At 37.8% G+C, this 18625-nt stretch carries 22 protein-coding genes and 1 other annotated feature; of the genes, 6 read left to right on the top strand and 16 right to left on the bottom strand.

Annotated features, from left to right (window positions below; translation table 11 throughout):
- Positions 1-18: 18 nt before the first annotated feature.
- The 13 genes from B5E75_RS05745 to B5E75_RS05690 all read right to left on the bottom strand — a co-directional run bounded on the left by B5E75_RS05745 (position 19) and on the right by B5E75_RS05690 (position 9490).
- Complete coding sequence (locus B5E75_RS05745; RefSeq protein ID WP_087357819.1) at positions 19-750, bottom strand: ABC transporter permease; 732 nt, start codon at positions 748-750, stop codon at positions 19-21.
- Positions 747-1478 (bottom strand): ABC transporter ATP-binding protein, encoded by a 732-nt coding sequence (locus tag B5E75_RS05740; RefSeq protein ID WP_055273818.1) that lies wholly within the window; start codon positions 1476-1478, stop codon positions 747-749. Before B5E75_RS05740 ends, B5E75_RS05745 begins: the two co-directional genes overlap by 4 nt.
- Complete coding sequence (locus tag B5E75_RS05735; protein WP_066557107.1) at positions 1465-2043, bottom strand: TetR/AcrR family transcriptional regulator; 579 nt, start codon at positions 2041-2043, stop codon at positions 1465-1467. Before B5E75_RS05735 ends, B5E75_RS05740 begins: the two co-directional genes overlap by 14 nt.
- Positions 2044-2332: 289 nt before the next feature.
- Positions 2333-3304 (bottom strand): helix-turn-helix domain-containing protein, encoded by a 972-nt coding sequence (locus B5E75_RS05730; RefSeq protein ID WP_066557110.1) that lies wholly within the window; start codon positions 3302-3304, stop codon positions 2333-2335.
- A 144-nt stretch (positions 3305-3448) separates the two neighbouring features.
- Positions 3449-4165: a flavodoxin family protein gene (locus B5E75_RS05725; RefSeq protein ID WP_021949696.1), complete on the bottom strand. Its 717-nt coding sequence runs from the start codon at positions 4163-4165 to the stop codon at positions 3449-3451.
- 3 nt (positions 4166-4168) lie between these two features.
- Entirely contained in the window at positions 4169-4741 is a 573-nt protein-coding gene (locus B5E75_RS05720) for a TetR/AcrR family transcriptional regulator (protein WP_055273826.1), read from the bottom strand.
- A gap of 202 nt (positions 4742-4943) precedes the next feature.
- Positions 4944-5321 carry a TnpV protein gene (locus B5E75_RS05715; RefSeq protein ID WP_066557113.1) on the bottom strand — a complete coding sequence of 126 codons (378 nt, stop codon included), beginning with the start codon at positions 5319-5321 and terminating at the stop codon, positions 4944-4946.
- Between the two features lie 24 nt (positions 5322-5345).
- Entirely contained in the window at positions 5346-6506 is a 1161-nt protein-coding gene (locus tag B5E75_RS05710; RefSeq protein ID WP_241146632.1) for a plasmid recombination protein, read from the bottom strand.
- 288 nt (positions 6507-6794) lie between these two features.
- Complete coding sequence (locus B5E75_RS05705; protein ID WP_087357818.1) at positions 6795-7757, bottom strand: AAA family ATPase; 963 nt, start codon at positions 7755-7757, stop codon at positions 6795-6797.
- The gene (locus B5E75_RS14550) at positions 7750-7896 is read right to left on the bottom strand and encodes a hypothetical protein (protein WP_156500714.1); all 147 of its coding nucleotides are present in this window, start codon (positions 7894-7896) and stop codon (positions 7750-7752) included. The genes B5E75_RS05705 and B5E75_RS14550 overlap by 8 nt, the downstream gene beginning before the upstream one ends.
- Positions 7889-8221: a plasmid mobilization protein gene (locus B5E75_RS05700; protein WP_066557118.1), complete on the bottom strand. Its 333-nt coding sequence runs from the start codon at positions 8219-8221 to the stop codon at positions 7889-7891. Before B5E75_RS05700 ends, B5E75_RS14550 begins: the two co-directional genes overlap by 8 nt.
- Positions 8211-9302: a site-specific integrase gene (locus tag B5E75_RS05695; protein ID WP_066557120.1), complete on the bottom strand. Its 1092-nt coding sequence runs from the start codon at positions 9300-9302 to the stop codon at positions 8211-8213. The genes B5E75_RS05700 and B5E75_RS05695 overlap by 11 nt, the downstream gene beginning before the upstream one ends.
- On the bottom strand, positions 9302-9490 hold the full coding sequence (locus tag B5E75_RS05690) for a transcriptional regulator (protein WP_003532935.1): 189 nt from the start codon (positions 9488-9490) through the stop codon (positions 9302-9304). The genes B5E75_RS05695 and B5E75_RS05690 overlap by 1 nt, the downstream gene beginning before the upstream one ends.
- Before the next feature lie 281 nt (positions 9491-9771).
- Here B5E75_RS05690 and B5E75_RS05685 point away from each other — a divergent pair, with 281 nt between their 5' ends.
- Positions 9772-10305, top strand: coding sequence for a helix-turn-helix domain-containing protein (locus B5E75_RS05685; protein WP_066557123.1), 534 nt, complete (start codon positions 9772-9774; stop codon positions 10303-10305).
- A gap of 159 nt (positions 10306-10464) precedes the next feature.
- Here the strand turns inward: B5E75_RS05685 and B5E75_RS05680 are convergent, their stop codons facing one another.
- Both B5E75_RS05680 and B5E75_RS05675 read right to left on the bottom strand, forming a co-directional pair.
- Entirely contained in the window at positions 10465-10710 is a 246-nt protein-coding gene (locus B5E75_RS05680) for a hypothetical protein (protein ID WP_087357817.1), read from the bottom strand.
- Positions 10703-11347: a YggS family pyridoxal phosphate-dependent enzyme gene (locus B5E75_RS05675; RefSeq protein WP_087357816.1), complete on the bottom strand. Its 645-nt coding sequence runs from the start codon at positions 11345-11347 to the stop codon at positions 10703-10705. The genes B5E75_RS05680 and B5E75_RS05675 overlap by 8 nt, the downstream gene beginning before the upstream one ends.
- 135 nt (positions 11348-11482) lie before the next feature.
- Between B5E75_RS05675 and B5E75_RS05670 the strand changes: the two genes are divergently transcribed.
- Positions 11483-12439 (top strand): hypothetical protein, encoded by a 957-nt coding sequence (locus B5E75_RS05670; protein ID WP_087357815.1) that lies wholly within the window; start codon positions 11483-11485, stop codon positions 12437-12439.
- A gap of 37 nt (positions 12440-12476) precedes the next feature.
- Here the strand turns inward: B5E75_RS05670 and metG are convergent, their stop codons facing one another.
- On the bottom strand, positions 12477-14471 hold the full coding sequence (metG, locus tag B5E75_RS05665; protein WP_275086205.1) for a methionine--tRNA ligase: 1995 nt from the start codon (positions 14469-14471) through the stop codon (positions 12477-12479).
- Positions 14434-14632: a binding site (T-box leader), on the bottom strand. It overlaps the preceding gene by 38 nt.
- Before the next feature lie 172 nt (positions 14633-14804).
- Between metG and B5E75_RS05660 the strand changes: the two genes are divergently transcribed.
- The 4 genes from B5E75_RS05660 to B5E75_RS05640 all read left to right on the top strand — a co-directional run bounded on the left by B5E75_RS05660 (position 14805) and on the right by B5E75_RS05640 (position 18585).
- Entirely contained in the window at positions 14805-15146 is a 342-nt protein-coding gene (locus B5E75_RS05660; protein WP_087357813.1) for a DUF4299 family protein, read from the top strand.
- 439 nt (positions 15147-15585) lie between these two features.
- Complete coding sequence (locus B5E75_RS05650) at positions 15586-16044, top strand: hypothetical protein (protein WP_087245141.1); 459 nt, start codon at positions 15586-15588, stop codon at positions 16042-16044.
- 11 nt (positions 16045-16055) lie between these two features.
- Entirely contained in the window at positions 16056-17225 is a 1170-nt protein-coding gene (locus B5E75_RS05645; protein WP_087357811.1) for an iron-containing alcohol dehydrogenase, read from the top strand.
- Positions 17215-18585 (top strand): aldehyde dehydrogenase, encoded by a 1371-nt coding sequence (locus tag B5E75_RS05640; RefSeq protein ID WP_087357810.1) that lies wholly within the window; start codon positions 17215-17217, stop codon positions 18583-18585. Before B5E75_RS05645 ends, B5E75_RS05640 begins: the two co-directional genes overlap by 11 nt.
- Positions 18586-18625 lie beyond the last annotated feature (40 nt).

Genomic DNA, 18625 nt, shown 5'->3' with positions numbered 1-18625 from the left:
CTCCTTTGTCGGCTACTATTATTGTTTTTTCATCTGCCGCAAAAATAAAAGCACAGCCCCTGCAACAGCCACAATGGTATAACCGAGCACCCACCAAAGGTGCGACAGGATACCCGAATAATCCGCACTAAAGACAGCCCGTTCCAATTCAACAGCATGGATGAAAGGCAAAGCATTTGCGATTTTCTTAAATACGCCGCCTACAAGGTCTACATCAAACCAAATCCCCGACATCCAAGCGGACAAATTGGTAAGTAACGCTCCACAGATACCGCCGACCTGCTTTGAATTAAAAACGCTTCCGCAGATAAGCCCCAAAGCAATATAAAACAATGCTACGGGAATGAGAAACAGCAAGGCATATAAAACAGTGATTGTCAGCTTCAAGCCGAGCAGAGCCGCCGCTATGTAGCAAATAACCCCCTGTGCTACTGCAATCGGTAAAATTGGCAGGGTATAGCCGAAAATAAAATCCGAAGCGGTAAGCGGAGTAGTATAAAGCCTTTGCAGCAATGCACTTTCTCTATCCTTTGAAATAAGGACAGCGGCAAACAAAGTCATAAAGGATAATCCAAATACCGTTATGCCGGGGGTTAGATTGTCAAGCTCAAACATCGGCACAGGAATATTTGCCTGTATTGCAGTAAGCAAACCGATAAGGACAAGAGGAAAGCCTAAGCCAAAAAACAGGTTAAGCGGGTCACGCAGTATTTCTTTTGCCGTTCTACCCGAAAATGCAAGCAATCTCATAATTTTTTACTCCCTTTTACAATAGCAACAAAAGCGTCCTCGAATTTTTCCGTTCCCGCCTTTGCTTTCAATGCCTCCGCTGTTCCGAGCGCAAGCAGCTTGCCGTCCTTCATAATACCGATACGGTCTGCAAGAGCTTCCGCTTCCTCCATATAGTGCGTGGTCAAGATAATGGTTATTTTCCCTTTAAGTGTACGAATGGTATCCCATAAGTCGCTTCGTGCCAGAACATCAAGCCCTAATGTCGGTTCGTCAAGAAAAAGTATCTGCGGCTCGCTGATAAGAGCCATTGCAATGCTTAACCTGCGTTGCCACCCGCCCGATAATTTACCTGCCCTTTTGCTCAAAATAGCGGTTAAATCAAATTGTTCGGAAAGCTCCTTGGTTTTAGCATGCATCTTCTCTTTTGTAAAACCGTGAACACCGCACATCAGCTCAAGGTTTTCCCTTACACTTAAATTTGGGGCAACGGCTGTCTCCTGCGGAGATACGCCTATGATACTTTTCACCGCAGCCACATCAGTAACAATACTGTTGCCGTTCACAAAGGCGTTGCCGCTGTCGGGCTTTGTCAAGCAAGTAAGCATTTTAATTGTGGTCGTTTTTCCTGCCCCATTTACGCCAAGCAGAGCAAATAATTCGCCTTGCCGGGCCGTCAAATCAAGGCCGTCAACGGCGGTTACATCCTTATATTTTTTTGTAAGCTGAACAGTTTTAATTGCCTGCATTGTCTTTTCCCTCCGTATAGCGGTATTTAAGTCCCATATAAGCATCGGTAAGCACTCTGCTGATAAATTCATCGTCCCAATCAAGATAGGAAGTGGCTATCATCGTAGCAATACCGTGAACATAGAGCCACATTTCCAGATGAAACAAATATGCTTCATCTTCACTAATCCCTAAATTTTGCTGTATTAACTGCATAAGGGGTCTGATTTCTTCTTTGTTTTCTTCTATTTTTTCACGGCTTCGGTCACGCATAAAAAGCAGCTTGAAAAGCTCCCTTTCTTCTTTGGCAAAGCGGATATATGCCATGCCGCTTGCCTTATAGGGGGGATATTTTCCCTTAGCCATATCTTCACGCAAATAATTCTGATACAGCAGGTCAGAAGCTATAAAAACCTCCTGCCCGACTTCCTCCATATTTTTGAACAGTCCGAAAATCGGTTTGACAGAGCATCCAAGCTCCGCAGCCAACGCTCTTGCGGTCAATCCAGATATTCCATTCTTCCGTGTTACATTCAAAGCGGCATTAGTTATTTCATCTCTTGTAAACTTAAATTTCGGGGGCATTTGTTCATCTCCTTAAGGCAACATTTATTACGCAACATTTGTTTCTTATTATATAGAAATAGCTGCTTTTTGTCAAACAGCTATAACAGTGAAACGGAATATGTAACGCTTTTGGGTGTCAAAACGCCCTGTTTAAGCGTTTAAGAGAGCAAAAAAGACGGGTAAGGAGTTTATCCCTACCCGCCACAATTTTACAGTTGTATGCGTTACATTGCGTTATTTGCAGTTGTCATTCTTCGTCTTAAGCGTGTTAATATCACTTCTGCCCTTAAAATGCGATAGGATTTTATCAATCTTTCTTGTCTGTGAATAAACGGCAGATCGCCATAACACCTGCAAACAAGACCCCTGCCACCGGCCACACAATCCAGGTAGTCTCCCATGCGTTTGTTAAAAAGCTCCAGACAAGGTATATAGCTGTTGCTGACAGCCAGTACGCTGTTGCAATCGTTTCCTTAATGTAGCTTTTCCTTATCTCTTGGGGTGTATATTCACCCTCTTTCAGCAACTTCTGCATACTCGCCCATCGAACGCCGGCTATGATAAATATTCCTGCTCCGATTCCGGCGAGCAGCAAAGTAATTGCCAGCATGATAACGATTAAAAATTCGTTTTCGGTAAACGCACCGACCAGCAGAGGAACGGGGGATAGAATACAGATACCGGTTGCAATCATATTGCTCCTTACATAGACAGGTCTATATTCTTTTTGTCTTTCTTTAACCATTCCCGTTACGCCATATTCTGTTTCAAAAGGTTCTTTATCAATGAAGTCATAGGGTGCATTTTTAAAGCCGCAGTGCAGAAAGATCGCAACTGCAACAGCAACAAAAACGAACAGAGAAACAAGCCCGATCCCTCCGGCGACATTTTCAGATATGGAGAGAGCAACCTCGGACACCGCTCCCAAAAGCAAAAGAGGGATTACCGCAATAACGCAAAGAAAAGTTGCTACGGCAATTTTTACGGACGCAGACTTTCTCCATTTCAAAAAATGATCTGCCTGTGACAAAGTAATCCGTTTCACAGGTATATCTGTTTCATCTGTGAACTCCTCATCTTCCATTTCGTCCTTGAGAAGATAATCGGTCGTCACGCCGAACAAATTTCCAAGCTGAAGAATTTTTTCTAAATCCGGTGTAGTCTGTGCAGCCTCCCATTTGGATACCGCCTGACGGGACACATTCATTTTTGCAGCCAGTTCTTCCTGAGACCAGCCATTTCTTTTTCTCAATCGAATAATCTTATCCGCTAAAATCATAATCATTTACCTCCGTTTGATACTGTAGTGCAATCGCCCTATTTCTATGTATAGGATACTCTTTTCAAAGGTTGCATACCACCAAACGGCGGTTTGAAATGTGTCAACCTGCGGTTGCAGAAGTATTTTTCCATACAATACAAACTATTTCCACGGTCTGCTGTCGGCAAGCCAGCCTTGCTCCGCCCAATACTTTCCGTCAAGGTATTCGGGATCTGATCTATGTATGGATTTCTGCATCATACGGCAGAAGAAAAACTTAAATTTCGTAATCAAATTTGTATGTGCGGGCTTTGTATAATCTATATGAGCAAACTTCCGAGACAGCTTTTGAAGCTTTCCCGCAAGCTCGGCTTGTTTCTTTTGCGGCAATTTTTCCCAGACGATATCGCTCATCAATGCACCGGTAAATATCTCGATTTTGGAAATGCCCCACCACGATAAGCTGTGCTTCATATCTTTTGCCGCAGATTTTGCTCCGCTGCCCAAGCATTGTGTTATGATGACAGCTCGTTTTCCAAACATTTCAGGAGCAGGACGGTGCGGTATCCAACGATAGGCAAAATGGTCAAGTAACGCTTTCATTGCACCGGTCGCATGAAAGACATATGCAGGCGATGTCATCACAATCAAGTCCGCTTCCAAAAGTGATTTTTCAATTTTCCTGATATATTCAGCATCCTTGCATTTCTGTTCGCCCTTTAAGATACAGTTTGTGCAGCCAGCGCAGAAAGCGGGGCAATCCTTTGGAAGATAATATTCTGTAATATTCGCATTATCACTAAAGTCTGCTAAAAACATCTCTTTTAGACGATAGGTAACGCCGTGTTTTTCCGTTCCGTTTATCACTGTTATATTCACTCTTTATACCTCCAAAATATCGTGTAAAACTTGTGTGTGAAAATTCCTGCGGTTTTCTTTCTGTCTAAGGTCAATCCCCAATATTTGCGATATAATTTCGTATCGTAGGAACATTTGCTGCATAACGGTAATCAAATACAGCGTTTTTCGTCTTATCGCCGCTTCATCAAGGTCAGGACGGCAGGCTGCAACAAGCGGAAGATATGCCGCATAAGTTCTGTAAGTGTTGTCATTTTCTTTCGGTGACTGCATATCGGTAAGAACAGAAATTTTGGAAATGGCATAATGTTCAAACAGAAAATCAAGGGTTATATTGCCGAGATAAGTGAGCTTCTCAAAAGGAGTAAAGCCGTCTGTTTTCTCTCGTATATTCTGAAAATGCTCAACTGTTCCGTTTATCATACGCTCAATACATTGCTCGATGAGTTGATCCTTGTTTCCAAAATGATAATTTACAAGGCCTAATCCAACGCCTGCTCTTTTGCATATCTCACGGACTGTAACTTCGTCTAAATGTTCCCCTTTTTCCTCAATTAGTTTAATCGTCGCCTGTATAATGGCTTCTTTATTATCCACACTATACCTCCTTTTGAACATTGTTCAAATACATTATGCTGAACGCAGTTCAAAAAGTCAAGAGATTGTGACTAACAAGTGAAGTATGTAACGCTTTTCGGTGTCAAACCGCCCTGTTTAAGCGTTTAAGAGAGCAAAAAAAGACGGGTAAGGAGTTTATCCCTACCCGCCACAATTTTACAGTTGTATGCGTTATAATGCTTTAATTATAGATAATTTCCTCGTTTACAATATCCATTGCTCTATTACGAATACTGTTCATTGTCTGTACCCACAGCATTGAATTTTCTGCCTTTAGCTGTTCAGTTAAGCCCTCTCGCTCCGCTATCTGTTTTACCAGCCGAAGAAACGTATCTTCCGCCTGCTCGTCAATATCCACAAGATAGCTGTTCAGCTTGCCGCTTGTAAGCAGGTTGGTATAAAGCACCTTGCGGTGCTGTTTGAGATAGCGCAAATGCCGCTGCCCCCATACGCCGATAGGCTTGGTTTCTTTTTCGGCGGGTAAAGACAGACAAGGAAGAAAATAATCTCCCTGCTGTATATAAGTGCCGCCCAGTTCTTCAAAAATCATCTTTGCCATTTTGTTTTCCTCCTGAAAAATGATTTATCTTGAGCGTGTGTAATCACGCTTTTGACCTTTGAGATTTCTCGCCTGTTCAAGCAAGCTGTCTATCTGTTTGTGTCCGAATACTCTGCGAAGCAGCGAATAATCTTTGTTTTCAGCCCTCAGCCTTGTGTTTTCTTCGGTAAGCTTACCGTTAATTTTTGAGAGCTTTTCGTTTTCACGATATAGATTTCCGTTTGTGATGTTCAAGCTGTGATAACTGTCCAACGCCTTGAAATATCGTGCAAATAAGGTGCTGATTAAAGATTTAAATCGGGCTACAAGCGGCTCAACAAACTTTGTCTTGTAGCTCCTTGCCGACATCATCGCAGAAGGCTCAGGGAGCTGATATTCAGGCCCGTTCATGATACTCTCATCAAGATTTTGCAACGCTCTTTCGCCATTATCAAAGTTTTTAATACGGTCAGCCATAACACGAAACTCATCTTTTTTCTCGACAAGCTTATCTTCAAGAGCGTTAATTTCCTTTTCTCGCTCCTGCTTTTTGTAATCCAAAACAGAGAGATGTTTTTCATGAGTCCCCTTGTGTTCCCACTCAATTCCGTGGCGTTCCATAACAAACGCTAAGGCGGATTTTTCTGCGCTTACCCATTGATTCCACTCGGTATCTCCACGAGTACCGCCCTTGAAGCCCTGTGCTGCAAGCGCCTGTTTCAACGACACTCTTGTATCCAGTCCACGCTTGCTGCCGGTGGTAAAGGGAACAAAATCAATGTGCAGATGCGGTGTTGCCTCATCCATATGCAGATGAGCCGAAAATACTTTTAACTGCGGATTTCGCTCCTGAAACCCACGATAGTATTCATCTAAAATCTGTCGGGCAAGCGTCCCGTTTTCGCTTTCAGCGCTCATATTTTCCTTATCGCCTATCTGCAAAATCAGTTCGTGAAACGGTTTTTCCTGTTTGGAACTGCGGATTTTTTCATAGTAGTTTTCTATCTTTCGGTCAGCTCTTGTCTGCCTGTCGTTGTATCTTTTCAGCGCATCATCGAATAATTCGTGATACACTTTCCTTATCGGCTCGTTGCAGTAATCTATATTGAGATGAGTGCGGTTGCCGTCTACATTCTCCGCTTTGAATTTGCGGCTGTTGTGGTTGACTGAGCCTTTTCCGACCATTGCGCTGATCGTTCTTTGCATAAATTACACCTCCAATCTCTTAAAAATCGTTCTTCCTCGGTTCTGTTACTCTTGCCAAGAGTAACGCAAAAGCACTTTTGACAGCCTACTGCCATCAAAAGCTGCTATTGCGCTCTCCGAGGGGGTTATGGGGCGTTGCCCCGTTGTCTGCGGACAACTCCCCCGTAAGGGCTGTCCTTTGAAAAGGACACCCTTGCAACCCCGTCCAAACTTTATCACTTCCCGAAAAAGGAACATTGCAAGGTTGCAGATGTGCTAGCTTTTGCAATGTTGCAACCTTGAAAAAACTCACTCCATTTTTTCGGGAAGCTGCCAGTACCACTGACTGCCTTCCCTAACCGATTGGACATTCAGCGCTTTCTTTGCCTCATCCAGCACACGCTTCGAAATACCCATCGCCTGTGCTTTCTTTACCAATTCTTTCTGCGGATATCTCCCCTTTGAAAGATATTCAAGGATAAGATTTTCCGCTTGCTCGGATTTCTTTTCTTTTGGAATCCCGCTGAGTAAATCGTCCACTGATATATCGTAATGACCGAGCCAGCGAAATCCGTTTTCCCTGTCCAGCTCAAAAGCAATCGCTTCGCCCTCTGGAGCAAGGGAGGATTTGTCCTGTACCATCACTCTGACCTGTGGATTGTCTTTAATTCTCCCGACAATCAGAACACTTCTCGCCGAAGCCTGAAAGTCAATCGAACCAAGTCCACGGTAGGAAGATTTATTTCCGCTGCCTTTGTTCATATGACCAACAAGCAAAATAGAACAGTCATATTTTTCTGCGACTCGTCCGAGCTGTGCCATCACATTACGGACTTCGTTAGCGTTGTTCATATTGATATTCGCACCAACATACGCCTGAATCGGATCAAGGATTACCGCCCTTGCACCGACTTCTATAATTGCTTTTTCAATTCGTTCATCCAGCATACTGAGTGCAGCTTCCGATTCATCTATGACTTTAATTTGCGTACAGTCTGCCTCAGCGGATTCCAGTCTCGGCTTGATGGTATCTTCCAGTCCGTCCTCGGCAGTTTGATAGATAATCTTAACAGGCTCACGCTTGGCATCATCGTAGGGCAGCGGCTCTCCTTTCGAGAGAAGCGCCGCCAGTCTTAACGCCAAAGTTGTTTTGCCCTCGCCGGGATCGCCCTGAATGATTGTGATTTTCCCGTATGGAATATATGGATACCAGAGCCAATTTACTTCCTTGCTCTGTACTTCGTCCATACTGATGATTTTCAGTTCAGCCATTCCTGTCACCGCCTTCCAGAAGAAAAGCATTGATATTTCTGCCTTGATTGGTTATACTATTATTGGTTACATGGAGTGACTGCCTTTCATCTGCGCCAACAGATGATGTTCGGGCGGTCATTTCTTTTTGCTTATTCATTCTGTTCCTCTCCTTTCAAGCCGCCGAGAATGACGGAAATCAGCTCAATGACATTGAGTAGTTCCTCATCTACACCATTTCCCACTTCAATCCTCTGTAACTCCGTAAGGACGGCGGAAAGCTCCTGCTTCAGAGCCTTATACACCCTCGGATTGCCCTGCACCACCACATCCTGATTGAGACAGCGACGGTAGCAGTATTCCTGCTTCGGCAGTCCCGATAAGGCGACCGCTTTGTTAATGCGTTCATTTTCTTCGGGCGATACCCGAAATCCCACCGTGATATTTCTCCAACGGTTTTTGTTGTCTCTGTTCTTAGCTGACATTTTCAAAATCTCCTTTCCCTAAATCGTCTAATCGCTTCGCCATTTCCGTCTGTTTGGACGGGAACAGATGAGCGTACTGATAAGTGATTTCAATGCTTTCGTGTCCTACACGGTCGGCAATCGCCACCGCCGAAAATCCCATATCAATCAGCAAACTGATATGGCTGTGACGAAGGTCATGAATACGGATACGCTTCACGCCTGCGGCTTTTGCACCTCTGTCCATCTCGTGATGAAGATAGCTTTTCGTTACTGTAAAGATACGGTCTTTCTTTTTGAGTCCGTAGAGCATACCGAGATATTCCTGCATTTCCTCACAGAGAAAATGCGGCATTTTAATGGTACGGTTGCTTTTCTTTGTTTTCGGCGTAGTAATCACATCTTCCCCGTGCAAACGCTGATAGGATTTGTTGATCGTGACCGTTTCCTTGTCAAAGTCGAAGTCCGAAGGAGTCAGCGCCAGCAGCTCGCCCTCACGGATACCGCACCAGTAGAGCATTTCAAAGGCGTAAAAGGAAACGGGCTTGTCCATCATCTCAAAGGCAAACTTCTTGTATTCCTCTTTCGTCCAGAACAGCATTTCCCTGTGTTCCTCGCTTCCCATATTTCCCACCTTTGCGGCGGGATTGGAACGCAGCTCGTAGTAACGCACAGCATGGTTGAAGATAGCGGAAAGCTGATTGTGCAGCGTCTTCAGATAAGTCTGTGAGTACGGTTTTTTCTTCTCGTCACGATAGGCAAGCATTTCATTCTGCCAAGTGATGATTTCTTTTGTAGAAATCTCGCTGATTTTTAGCTTGCCGAAAAAGGGCAGTATCTTCGTGCGGATAATATGCTCCTTCGTCAGCCAAGTGTTTTCCTTCAGACGGTTTTTCACATCTCGGATATACAGCTCCGTAAAAGCCTCAAAGCTCATATCAAGGTCAGATGAGTTCTGCAACTGGAACATTCGCTCCCATTCCTGCGCTTCTTTCTTTGTGGCAAAGCCACGCTTGCATTTCTGCTTGCGCTCGCCTTTCCAGTTCACATACCTTGCCATCACATACCAAGTACCGTTGTCCTCATTTTTAAATACCGGCATTATTCCTTCTCCTTTCCGGCTCCGTAGAGCCTTTCATAAAAATACTGGCGGTTGACACGCCCCGCAATCGTAATAAATCCCTTCGCTTTCAGTTCCTCGTTCAGCTTCCTGATGAGCTTATAGGCATAGGGCTTGGATACATTCAGTTCCTGCGCCACATCGTCGGCACGGATAAACCTGTTTTCCATATACATCACCTTCCCTTCTGTTTTTAGTTTCATTTATTTCGTGTCGGAATACTTTCTTGCCGCCTTCCGATTTGCCCGGGCGGGTACGCCATTACCGTGACGCACGACGGATATTTAATTAAACTTATTTGCTTAATTCCATTTCATTATACTAAGCATATTTGCTTTTGTCAAGCGGTTTGCGAGAAAATATTAAACTTTTTTGTTTCGTTTTCTCTTGACTTTTACTAAACATATCTGCTATACTAAATACACTACATAAAGCAAGGAGCGATAACACTATGGCTATTGGTGAGAGAATCCATTTTTTCAGGCTTCTGCGTGGCATGACGCAAAAATATCTTGGTACGGCTGTCGGTTTTCCCGAACGAAGCGCCGATGTGCGATTGGCGCAATATGAAACAGGCTCCCGAAAACCAAAAGCAGACTTAACGGCTGCATTGGCGCAGGTGCTTGATGTTTCCCCGCAGGCTCTTGATGTTCCCGACATTGACAGCTACATCGGTCTTATGCACACCTTATTTACCCTTGAAGATATTTACGGTCTTACTGTCAGCGAAGCAGACGGAGAAGTCTGTCTGAAAGTCAATAAGGACAAAGGCAAGGACGCTGCCGAGCTATCAAAAATGCTCTGTGCTTGGAAAGAGCAGGCGGACAAGCTATCTTCCGAGGAAATCAGCAGGGAAGAATACAACAACTGGCGTTACTACTATCCGAAATACGATACCTCGCAGCTCTGGGCGAAAGTGCCTTCGCAGGAGTTAAGCGATACGCTGGTGGAGGCGTTTCAGGACAAGCTCAAAAAAGATGAATAAGAACGACAAAAAGCCCTTAGCTATGAGTTATTACCCACAGCTAAGGGCTTTCTAATATGGATTTCTTTCGCCATACAAGCCGCCTTTTATCATTCTGTAACCCGTAAACCACTGGGCTACAAGAATAATGGCTCTTGTATGGCTGTTATCAAATTGTTATCAAAAGACTTCTTGAAACGCCGCAAGCCCGCATAAATACTGGGTTTTTGCGGTGTTTCGTTTTATTCCCACTCTATGATTATATCTTGATACACCTCGACAATCTTTAAATGGTTCAAACTGAGTATACTCCATACCACAATTCATACCCACATCTTTCAATCTTTGAAAAAGAGATGTTTTCATTATATCCTGTACATAATCAGGAATAAATTCATGATATAAATTATAAAGACTGTTACTCATGAAATAAAGCTCTGCCAATTCTGACTATTGTTGCCCCTTCTTCTAAAGCAATCTGATAGTCTTGTGACATACCCATTGATAATTCATGTAATGGATATTGTGGATATGTTTCTTTTAATCTTTCTAATAATTCTCTTGTCTGTCTAAAATAAATACGTGTATCTTCTGGTTCAATATTTGGTGCCATCATCATCAGTCCATCAACAATCAAAGATGGACATTTCATCAAATAATTCATCACTTCATCCATTTCTTCTATATCAAACCCATGTTTGCTTTCCTCTCTAGCAATATTTACTTGTAATAATATATGAACTTTTAAATCATGTTTTTTTGCCTGTTTTTCTAATTCATCAATCAAATGATAACTATTCACAGAATGAATCAAATCAACCTTATCAATAATATATTTCACTTTATTCTTTTGTAATGTTCCAATAAAATGCCAATGTCCTTGACCATGATATTGTTCATATTTATCTAAGAAAGCCTGAACTCTATTTTCTCCAAAATATAAACAACCACATGCTTCCAGTTTTTCTATTTCTTTTTCATCTATATATTTCGTTGCTGCAACAAGTTTAGCTGGTTTCACTTTCTCTAATATTTCTTTTACTGCTTGTTCATTGACATACATAAAAAAGCCTCCCATCTTTATTCGATATTTCTATTATATAATCTTTTTAACATAACTTAAATTATAAAATCATACATTTATCAAAAAGAGTTCATAAAATCGTGTTATAATGGATGCATAAATGAGGTGAAGTCAATGAATGATTTATTAGAAAGATATCTAGGTGCTGTGTGTTCTTATTTTTTTGGAAGAAAACGCCAATATGTTTATCATGATTTAAAAACTCAAATCAGTCAATCGGTACATCAATATGAAGATATGGAAGACTTATTAATGAGTTATGGACATCCACTAAGTGTTGCTTACTCATATGGCTATCGTCCTACAATTTATCATCATTTTAATCCTAAAATAGTTAATTTCATTGAAAAACTTGTTTTTTTAATTTCAGGTATTTATCTTTTTTTATCAACCCTTTATTATCTTGAACAATTTGGTTGTTTATCATTTCAATCAACAAACAATGTTGTGACAACAATGAATACTTCATCTATCTTTGAAGCTTTTCTTTCTTATCCAATCATTATAATGATTGGTATCATTGCCATAGCAATCTTAGCTTTAATCATATTGGATAAAAAAGAGCCTATTCCTCAAGATTTAAATCTCCGTTGGAATATACAAGATCTGGATCATTTACCCCATCCATCCCATTATCCAAATCATACTATTGAAACCATCTTTATGATTATATTTATTGCTTTCTTTATTTGTTATGGTTTTTTCTTTTCTAGTGATATTATTATTAAAATACAACATGAATCATATCAAATGATTCATATGATGACCTATTTCTTTCAACCATTTATTATGATCATTATTTTTGATTATTTTATAGATATGACCAAAAAAATATACACCAAAAAATATTTAAAATATAGCTTTATCATTAATTTATTTACTATTGTTTCTTTAACAATCTTTGTTGTGAATTCTCATTTTTTGAGTCAATATTTATTACCTATAAATACAAATTTTCAATATATTCTTGTTAATGCATTTATTATTACAGCTTTATTCTTTATCTACTTTATTTCATTATATAAATTAGTGAGAAACATAAAATCATATCGTTTCTTATTTAAAAAATAGACCATAGAAATGATTCCATTTCTATGGTCTTGTGTTTTTATCTTATTTTTGTACCATTTGGTAAGTTTTCTACAGACACAAGTTCTAACATTTTTTTCTTAGATCCTGCAAGAATCATACCTTGAGATTCAACACCTCTTAATTTTGCAGGTTTCAAGTTAGATACAACAATAACTTTCTTACCAATCATATCTTCTGGTGTATAGAAATCTGCAATACCACTGACAATTTGTCTTGTTTCTTTACCGATATTGATTTGAGAAACTAATAACTTATCAGCATCAGGATGTTTTTCACATTTTTCAACTGTTCCTACAACCAATTCAATTTTTGCAAAATCATCAATTGTAATTTGATTGTCATCCTCTTGTTTTTCTTCTTTTTGAGGATATAAAGCTGCTACTTTCTTTTCTACTTCTTTAGGATCTAATCTTGCAAATAACTGTTGAGGTTTTTCAGTGACTTTTGTTCCTTCTTGATATAAACCAAAAGCATTTAAGTCTAAGAAGTTTCTTTGATCTGTATTGATTTGATCTAAAATCTTTGTAGATGTTGAAGGCATATAAGGTTCTAATGCAATAGCAGCAAAACGGATGGCTTCAATTAAGTTATAAAGAACTGTTGCTAGACGATCTTTCTTGCTTTCATCTTTTGCTAGTGCCCAAGGCATTGTATCATCAATATATTTATTTGTTCTTCTTAATAAGACAAAGATTTCATCTAAGGCTTTAGATGCTTTAAATTCATCCATGTAAGCCTGAACTTTCTTTGGCATAGCTAAAGCAATTTCTTTTAATTCATCATCAACAGGTTCACTCACACCTGGATTTGTTACAATACCATCAAAATATTTATTTGTCATGGCAATGGTTCTATTGACTAAGTTACCTAAAATATTAGCTAAATCAGAATTAATACGTTCAACTAATAAATCCCATGTGATACTTCCATCGTTGTCATAAGGAATTTCATGTAAAACATAGTATCTGACAGCATCGACACCAAAAATTTTAACCAAATCATCTGCATAGATTACATTTCCTTTAGATTTAGACATTTTACTTTCACCTTGTAATAACCAAGGATGTCCAAAAACTTGTTTTGGTAAAGGAATATCTAAAGCCATCAACATAATAGGCCAATAAATCGTATGGAATCTCACGATATCTTTACCAATTAAGTGTAAATCTGCTGGCCAATATTTCTTATATAATTCACCATGATTTCCATCAACATCATAGCCAAGTCCTGTAATATAGTTTGTTAAAGCATCAATCCATACATACACAACATGTTTAGGATCAAAGTCTACAGGGATAGACCATTTGAACGAAGTACGTGAAACACATAAATCCTGTAAACCTGGTTTTAAGAAGTTATTCATCATTTCATTTTTTCTTGAAATAGGTTGAATAAATTCAGGGTGTTCTTCAATATGTTGAATTAAACGATCAGCATATTTAGATAATTTAAAGAAATAAGCTTCTTCTTTTGCATCATGAACTTCTCCACCACAATCAGGACATTTTCCATCAACCAATTGAGATTCAGTAAAGAATGATTCACATGCTGTACAATATTTACCTTCGTAATGTCCTAGATAAATATCTCCCTGATCATATAATTTTTTAAAGATTTTTTGCACTTGTTTCACATGGTATTCATCTGTTGTTCTCATGAAACGATCATATGTTGTATCCATCATATCCCAAATTTCTTTGACAACAGCTGCTTTTTCATCAACAAATTGTTTAGGTGGGATACCAGCTTCTTGAGCTTTTAACTCAATCTTTTGCCCATGTTCATCAGTTCCAGTCTGAAAATAAACATTGTATCCTTCCTGTCTTTTACTTCTTGCGATAGCATCAGCTAAAATAATTTCATATGTATTTCCAATATGAGGTTTTCCTGAAGTATAAGTAATCGCCGTAGTTAAATAATAATCTTTTGGATCTTTCATCATATCTCCTCCTTCAAAATAAAAAACGTCCTTATAAAAGGACGTATTATACGCGGTACCACCTTTTTTTATATCTGTCGATATACCCTCAAAACTTTAACGCAGTTAACGTTTATCTCTCACTATTCAAGATAACAGCTCCCAGCCCATCTTCATAAAAGTTATGTCCTGATTTGCACCAACCATCAGTTCTCTACAACGCCCTTTTAATCTCTGCTGTTCTTTGCCTTTTTTATACTCTTAAACATTATCAAATATTTTTTTTAAAGTCAATAAAGTTTCATAACTATTTTTATAAACCACAAAATAAAGATCTATCTTTTCTATTTAAATAAACGAAATAAATGATTTCATAACAATTATAATGATATAATAAAATAAATAAGAATAGAAAGGACTGATTTTATGGGTTTATTTAACAAAAAGAAAAAAATTGACGTTTGGGAAGATGCTTATAAAGCCACACCCCATTTTTATAAGCAGTCTGATGGGAATGTATTTGGTGCGATGAGTTTAACTGAAGGTGTGAAAACAATGTTCTTAAAACAGCCTCAAATACATTTTGAAGTTGAAGGTCAGCGTATATCACAATGGAGAATCGCTCTTATCGATGCGACAAATGATTCTATGATAGGTGATATGGATTATTTTATGGCTTTAAAGAAATTACAGCCTTATATCCTTGCTGAAGATAGCAATTTTATTTTAGTAAGAGGATTAACTTTAGATGAATTAAAGAGCTTATAAAACAAGACATCATAATGATAATCTTGTTATTGTTTGAATGATCTCATCAAAAACAGATATGGAATACATGAAAGAAAGGTGAAAAATAATGATTTTAGGTATTATTTTAGAGTTCATTGTTGTTTCTTGTATCATAGTCAAGATTTTGAATATAAAATATCGTGACCAAGAGCATTTAAAAAAAGCTAATTCTCTTTTCACTGCTTTGTTATTGATTTATCTACTGATTATCAACACGCAAAGAGATAGTGTCATCTCTTTTATTTCTTCTTATTCTATTATATATATCATAACTTTGATTATTTATATTGTTCTTATCATTATTGAAACAATAAACATAATGAGGGGAAAAGGATAATGTATAAAAAATAATGGTCAAGTTTTATCTTTTTACTATCACTTTTTTAAATGTTATAATATTGATAAGGAGTGAGTGCATATGAAAAAGCTGATTATTTGGGTTGTGATGCAGTTTTTATATCGCGGTATGAAAGTTCTTTATCATGATGATCCACGTATGAAAGAGGAATTAGACGGATGGAAACAAGATAAAGTTTTAACATTACAAGTCATGCATGGACCTTCCATCACAATCAAGTACACATATCAAAAAGGATTACAGAAAGTCAAAAATGTAAAACCTGATATTTGTATTACCTTTAAAAGCATTCAGACAGCTTTGCTTGTTTTTACAGGTATGATGAGTGTCAAGAGTGCTTATTTAGAACATCGTTTTTCTTTAAGAGGAGATGTTTTTGAAAGCATGAGATTTGTCAGATGTGTGGATTTGGTGGAAACTTATCTTTTCCCTCGTTTTATGACAAAACGTATTTTAAATCATCAGGAAAAGAAATATAAACCGACTTTATTGATTTATATAAAAGCTTTATTTGCTTAGGAGGGATCATTATGTATTTTGAATTTGTCAATAAAACAAAGGTATGTGCTGGGCAAAATGCTTTAAGCCAACTTGAATACGAATGTCAACAATATCATATGAAACATCCTCTGATTTTAACAGACCATGTTTTATATCAACTCAAATATGTTGATATTCTTACCAAACATTTATCATTAGATTATAGTCTATATACAGATATTCCTGTTGATTCTTCTATTCATACCATTGAAAATATTACAAATTATTATTTAAAAGAAAATTGTGATGGATTGATTGCTTTAGGTGGTGGAAGTGTTCTAGATACTGCTAAAGGTGTTTATTTGATGTTATCACAGGAATGTGAATCCATTGAAGATATTTTAGGTTTTGAAGATTTAAAACTTGGTAAAGATGTGCCATTCTTTGCTATTCCAACAACAAGTGGTACTGGTAGTGAAGCGACATGTGTTGCTGTAGTCAGTCATCCTGAAAAGCAAGTCAAACTAGAAATTATTTCTCAACACATTCAAAGTCATGTGGCTTTTCTTGATCCTGTTTTAACACAAAATCTTCCATTAAAAACAACAGCTTCTACTGGTATTGATGCTTTAACACATGCGATTGAAGCTTACACATGTTCACAAAAAAATCCTATCAGTGATGCCTATGCAATTTTAGCTATCCAAACCATATCACAAAATATTTTAAAAGTTGTTGAAAACCCTAAAGATGAAAACATTCGACTGAATTTAGCTTTAGCTTCTTATGAAGCAGGATGTGCTTTTTCAAATTCAATGGTTGGTATTGTTCATGCGATTGGTCATGCTTTAGGTGCTGTCTGTCATATTGCACATGGTGATGCAATGAGTATGTTATTAGTTCCTTGTATGCGTTATAATCTTGAAGTCAATAAAGACTTATATGGGGATTTATTATTATATCTTGGACAAAAAGAACTTTATAGTCAAACACCAAAAGAACAATTAGGACAAAAAGCTATTGATTATATTGCTTCTTTATTACAGACTTTACATGAAAAGACAAATCTTCCTATTTCTTTAGAAAGTATTGAAAATTTAAATGAACATATAGACGAAGTCATAGAAAAAGCATTAAATGATGGGGCATTGATTGTTAATAATAAGTATGCAAATAAACAAGACATTCGTAATATATTGGAGGGTCATTATGGATATTAAAGAATTAGTTCAAACACAACGTGAGTTTTATCAAACACAATATACAAAAGATGTAAACCATAGAATACAAACACTTAAATCTATAAAAACTTGGATTTTAGAACATCAAAATCGTATTATTGATGCTTTAAAAAAAGATTTAAATAAAGATGCAGTAGAATCTTATATGTGTGAAATTGGTTTGGTTTTAAGTGAATTAAATTATCAGTTAAAACATATTAAAAAATGGAGTAAAAACAAATATGTCTGGACACCTTTAGCTCAATTTTATGGAACAAGCTTTGAATCTTATGAACCTTATGGTGTCACATTAGTTATGAGTCCTTGGAATTATCCTTTTATGTTATCGGTTGAACCAGCAATAGGAGCTATAGCTGCTGGAAATACTGTCATTATTAAACCAAGTGCCTATGCTCCTCATGTATCACATGTCATTAAACAAATGATTGATGAAAGTTGTAATGAAAAATATGTGGCAGTTGTAGAAGGAGGTAGAGCTGAAAATACTGAGCTTTTAGAACAACGTTTTGATTATATATTCTTTACTGGTAGTGTGACTGTAGGTCAACTTGTTATGGAAAAAGCCAGTCGCTATTTAACGCCTGTTACATTAGAATTAGGTGGTAAGAGTCCTTGTATCGTTGATGATGATAAAAGCTTAAAACTGGCTGCTAAACGTATTGCTTTTGGTAAGTTCTTAAATGCTGGTCAAACATGTGTTGCTCCTGATTATTTATTGATTAAAAAAGAATATAAGGATATGTTCATTCAACATATGAAAGATATTATTCAAGAGTTTTTTGGAGATCAGCCATTAAATAATAGTCAGCTTGTCAAGATTATTAATCAAAAACATTTTGATAGACTCTCTCATTTATTAGAAAATCAAGATATCGTGATTGGTGGAACAGGAAATCCAGAAACTTTACAAATAGAACCAACGGTTGTAGATCATGTTGATCAAAATAATCCATTAATGCAAGAAGAAATTTTTGGTCCTATTCTTCCTATTCTGACTTATTCACATATAGATGAAGCTATAGCTTTTATCAACCAAAGAGAAAAACCTTTAGCTTTCTATATCTTTTCGCATGATAAAGCCATTCAAAAGAAACTATTAAAACATTGTAGCTTTGGTGGTGGTTGTATCAATGATACAATTATCCATCTTGCAACAAGTGAACTTGGTTTTGGTGGTGTAGGGCATAGTGGTATGGGTGCTTATCATGGTAAAAAGAGTTTTGAAACTTTCTCACATACAAGAAGTATTGTAAAAAAAGCAACATGGATTGATTTACCAATGCGTTATTATCCTTATAATTCTTTTAAAGATAAATTGATTCGTATGTTTGTGAAATAATTTTACACAATCTTAACATATCCTTAAACAAAATCATGTA

This window comes from Massiliimicrobium timonense (genome assembly GCF_002160865.1).
Lineage (GTDB): Bacteria > Bacillota_I > Bacilli_A > Erysipelotrichales > Coprobacillaceae > Allocoprobacillus.
This window is presented reverse-complemented; position numbering and strand designations above follow the sequence as displayed.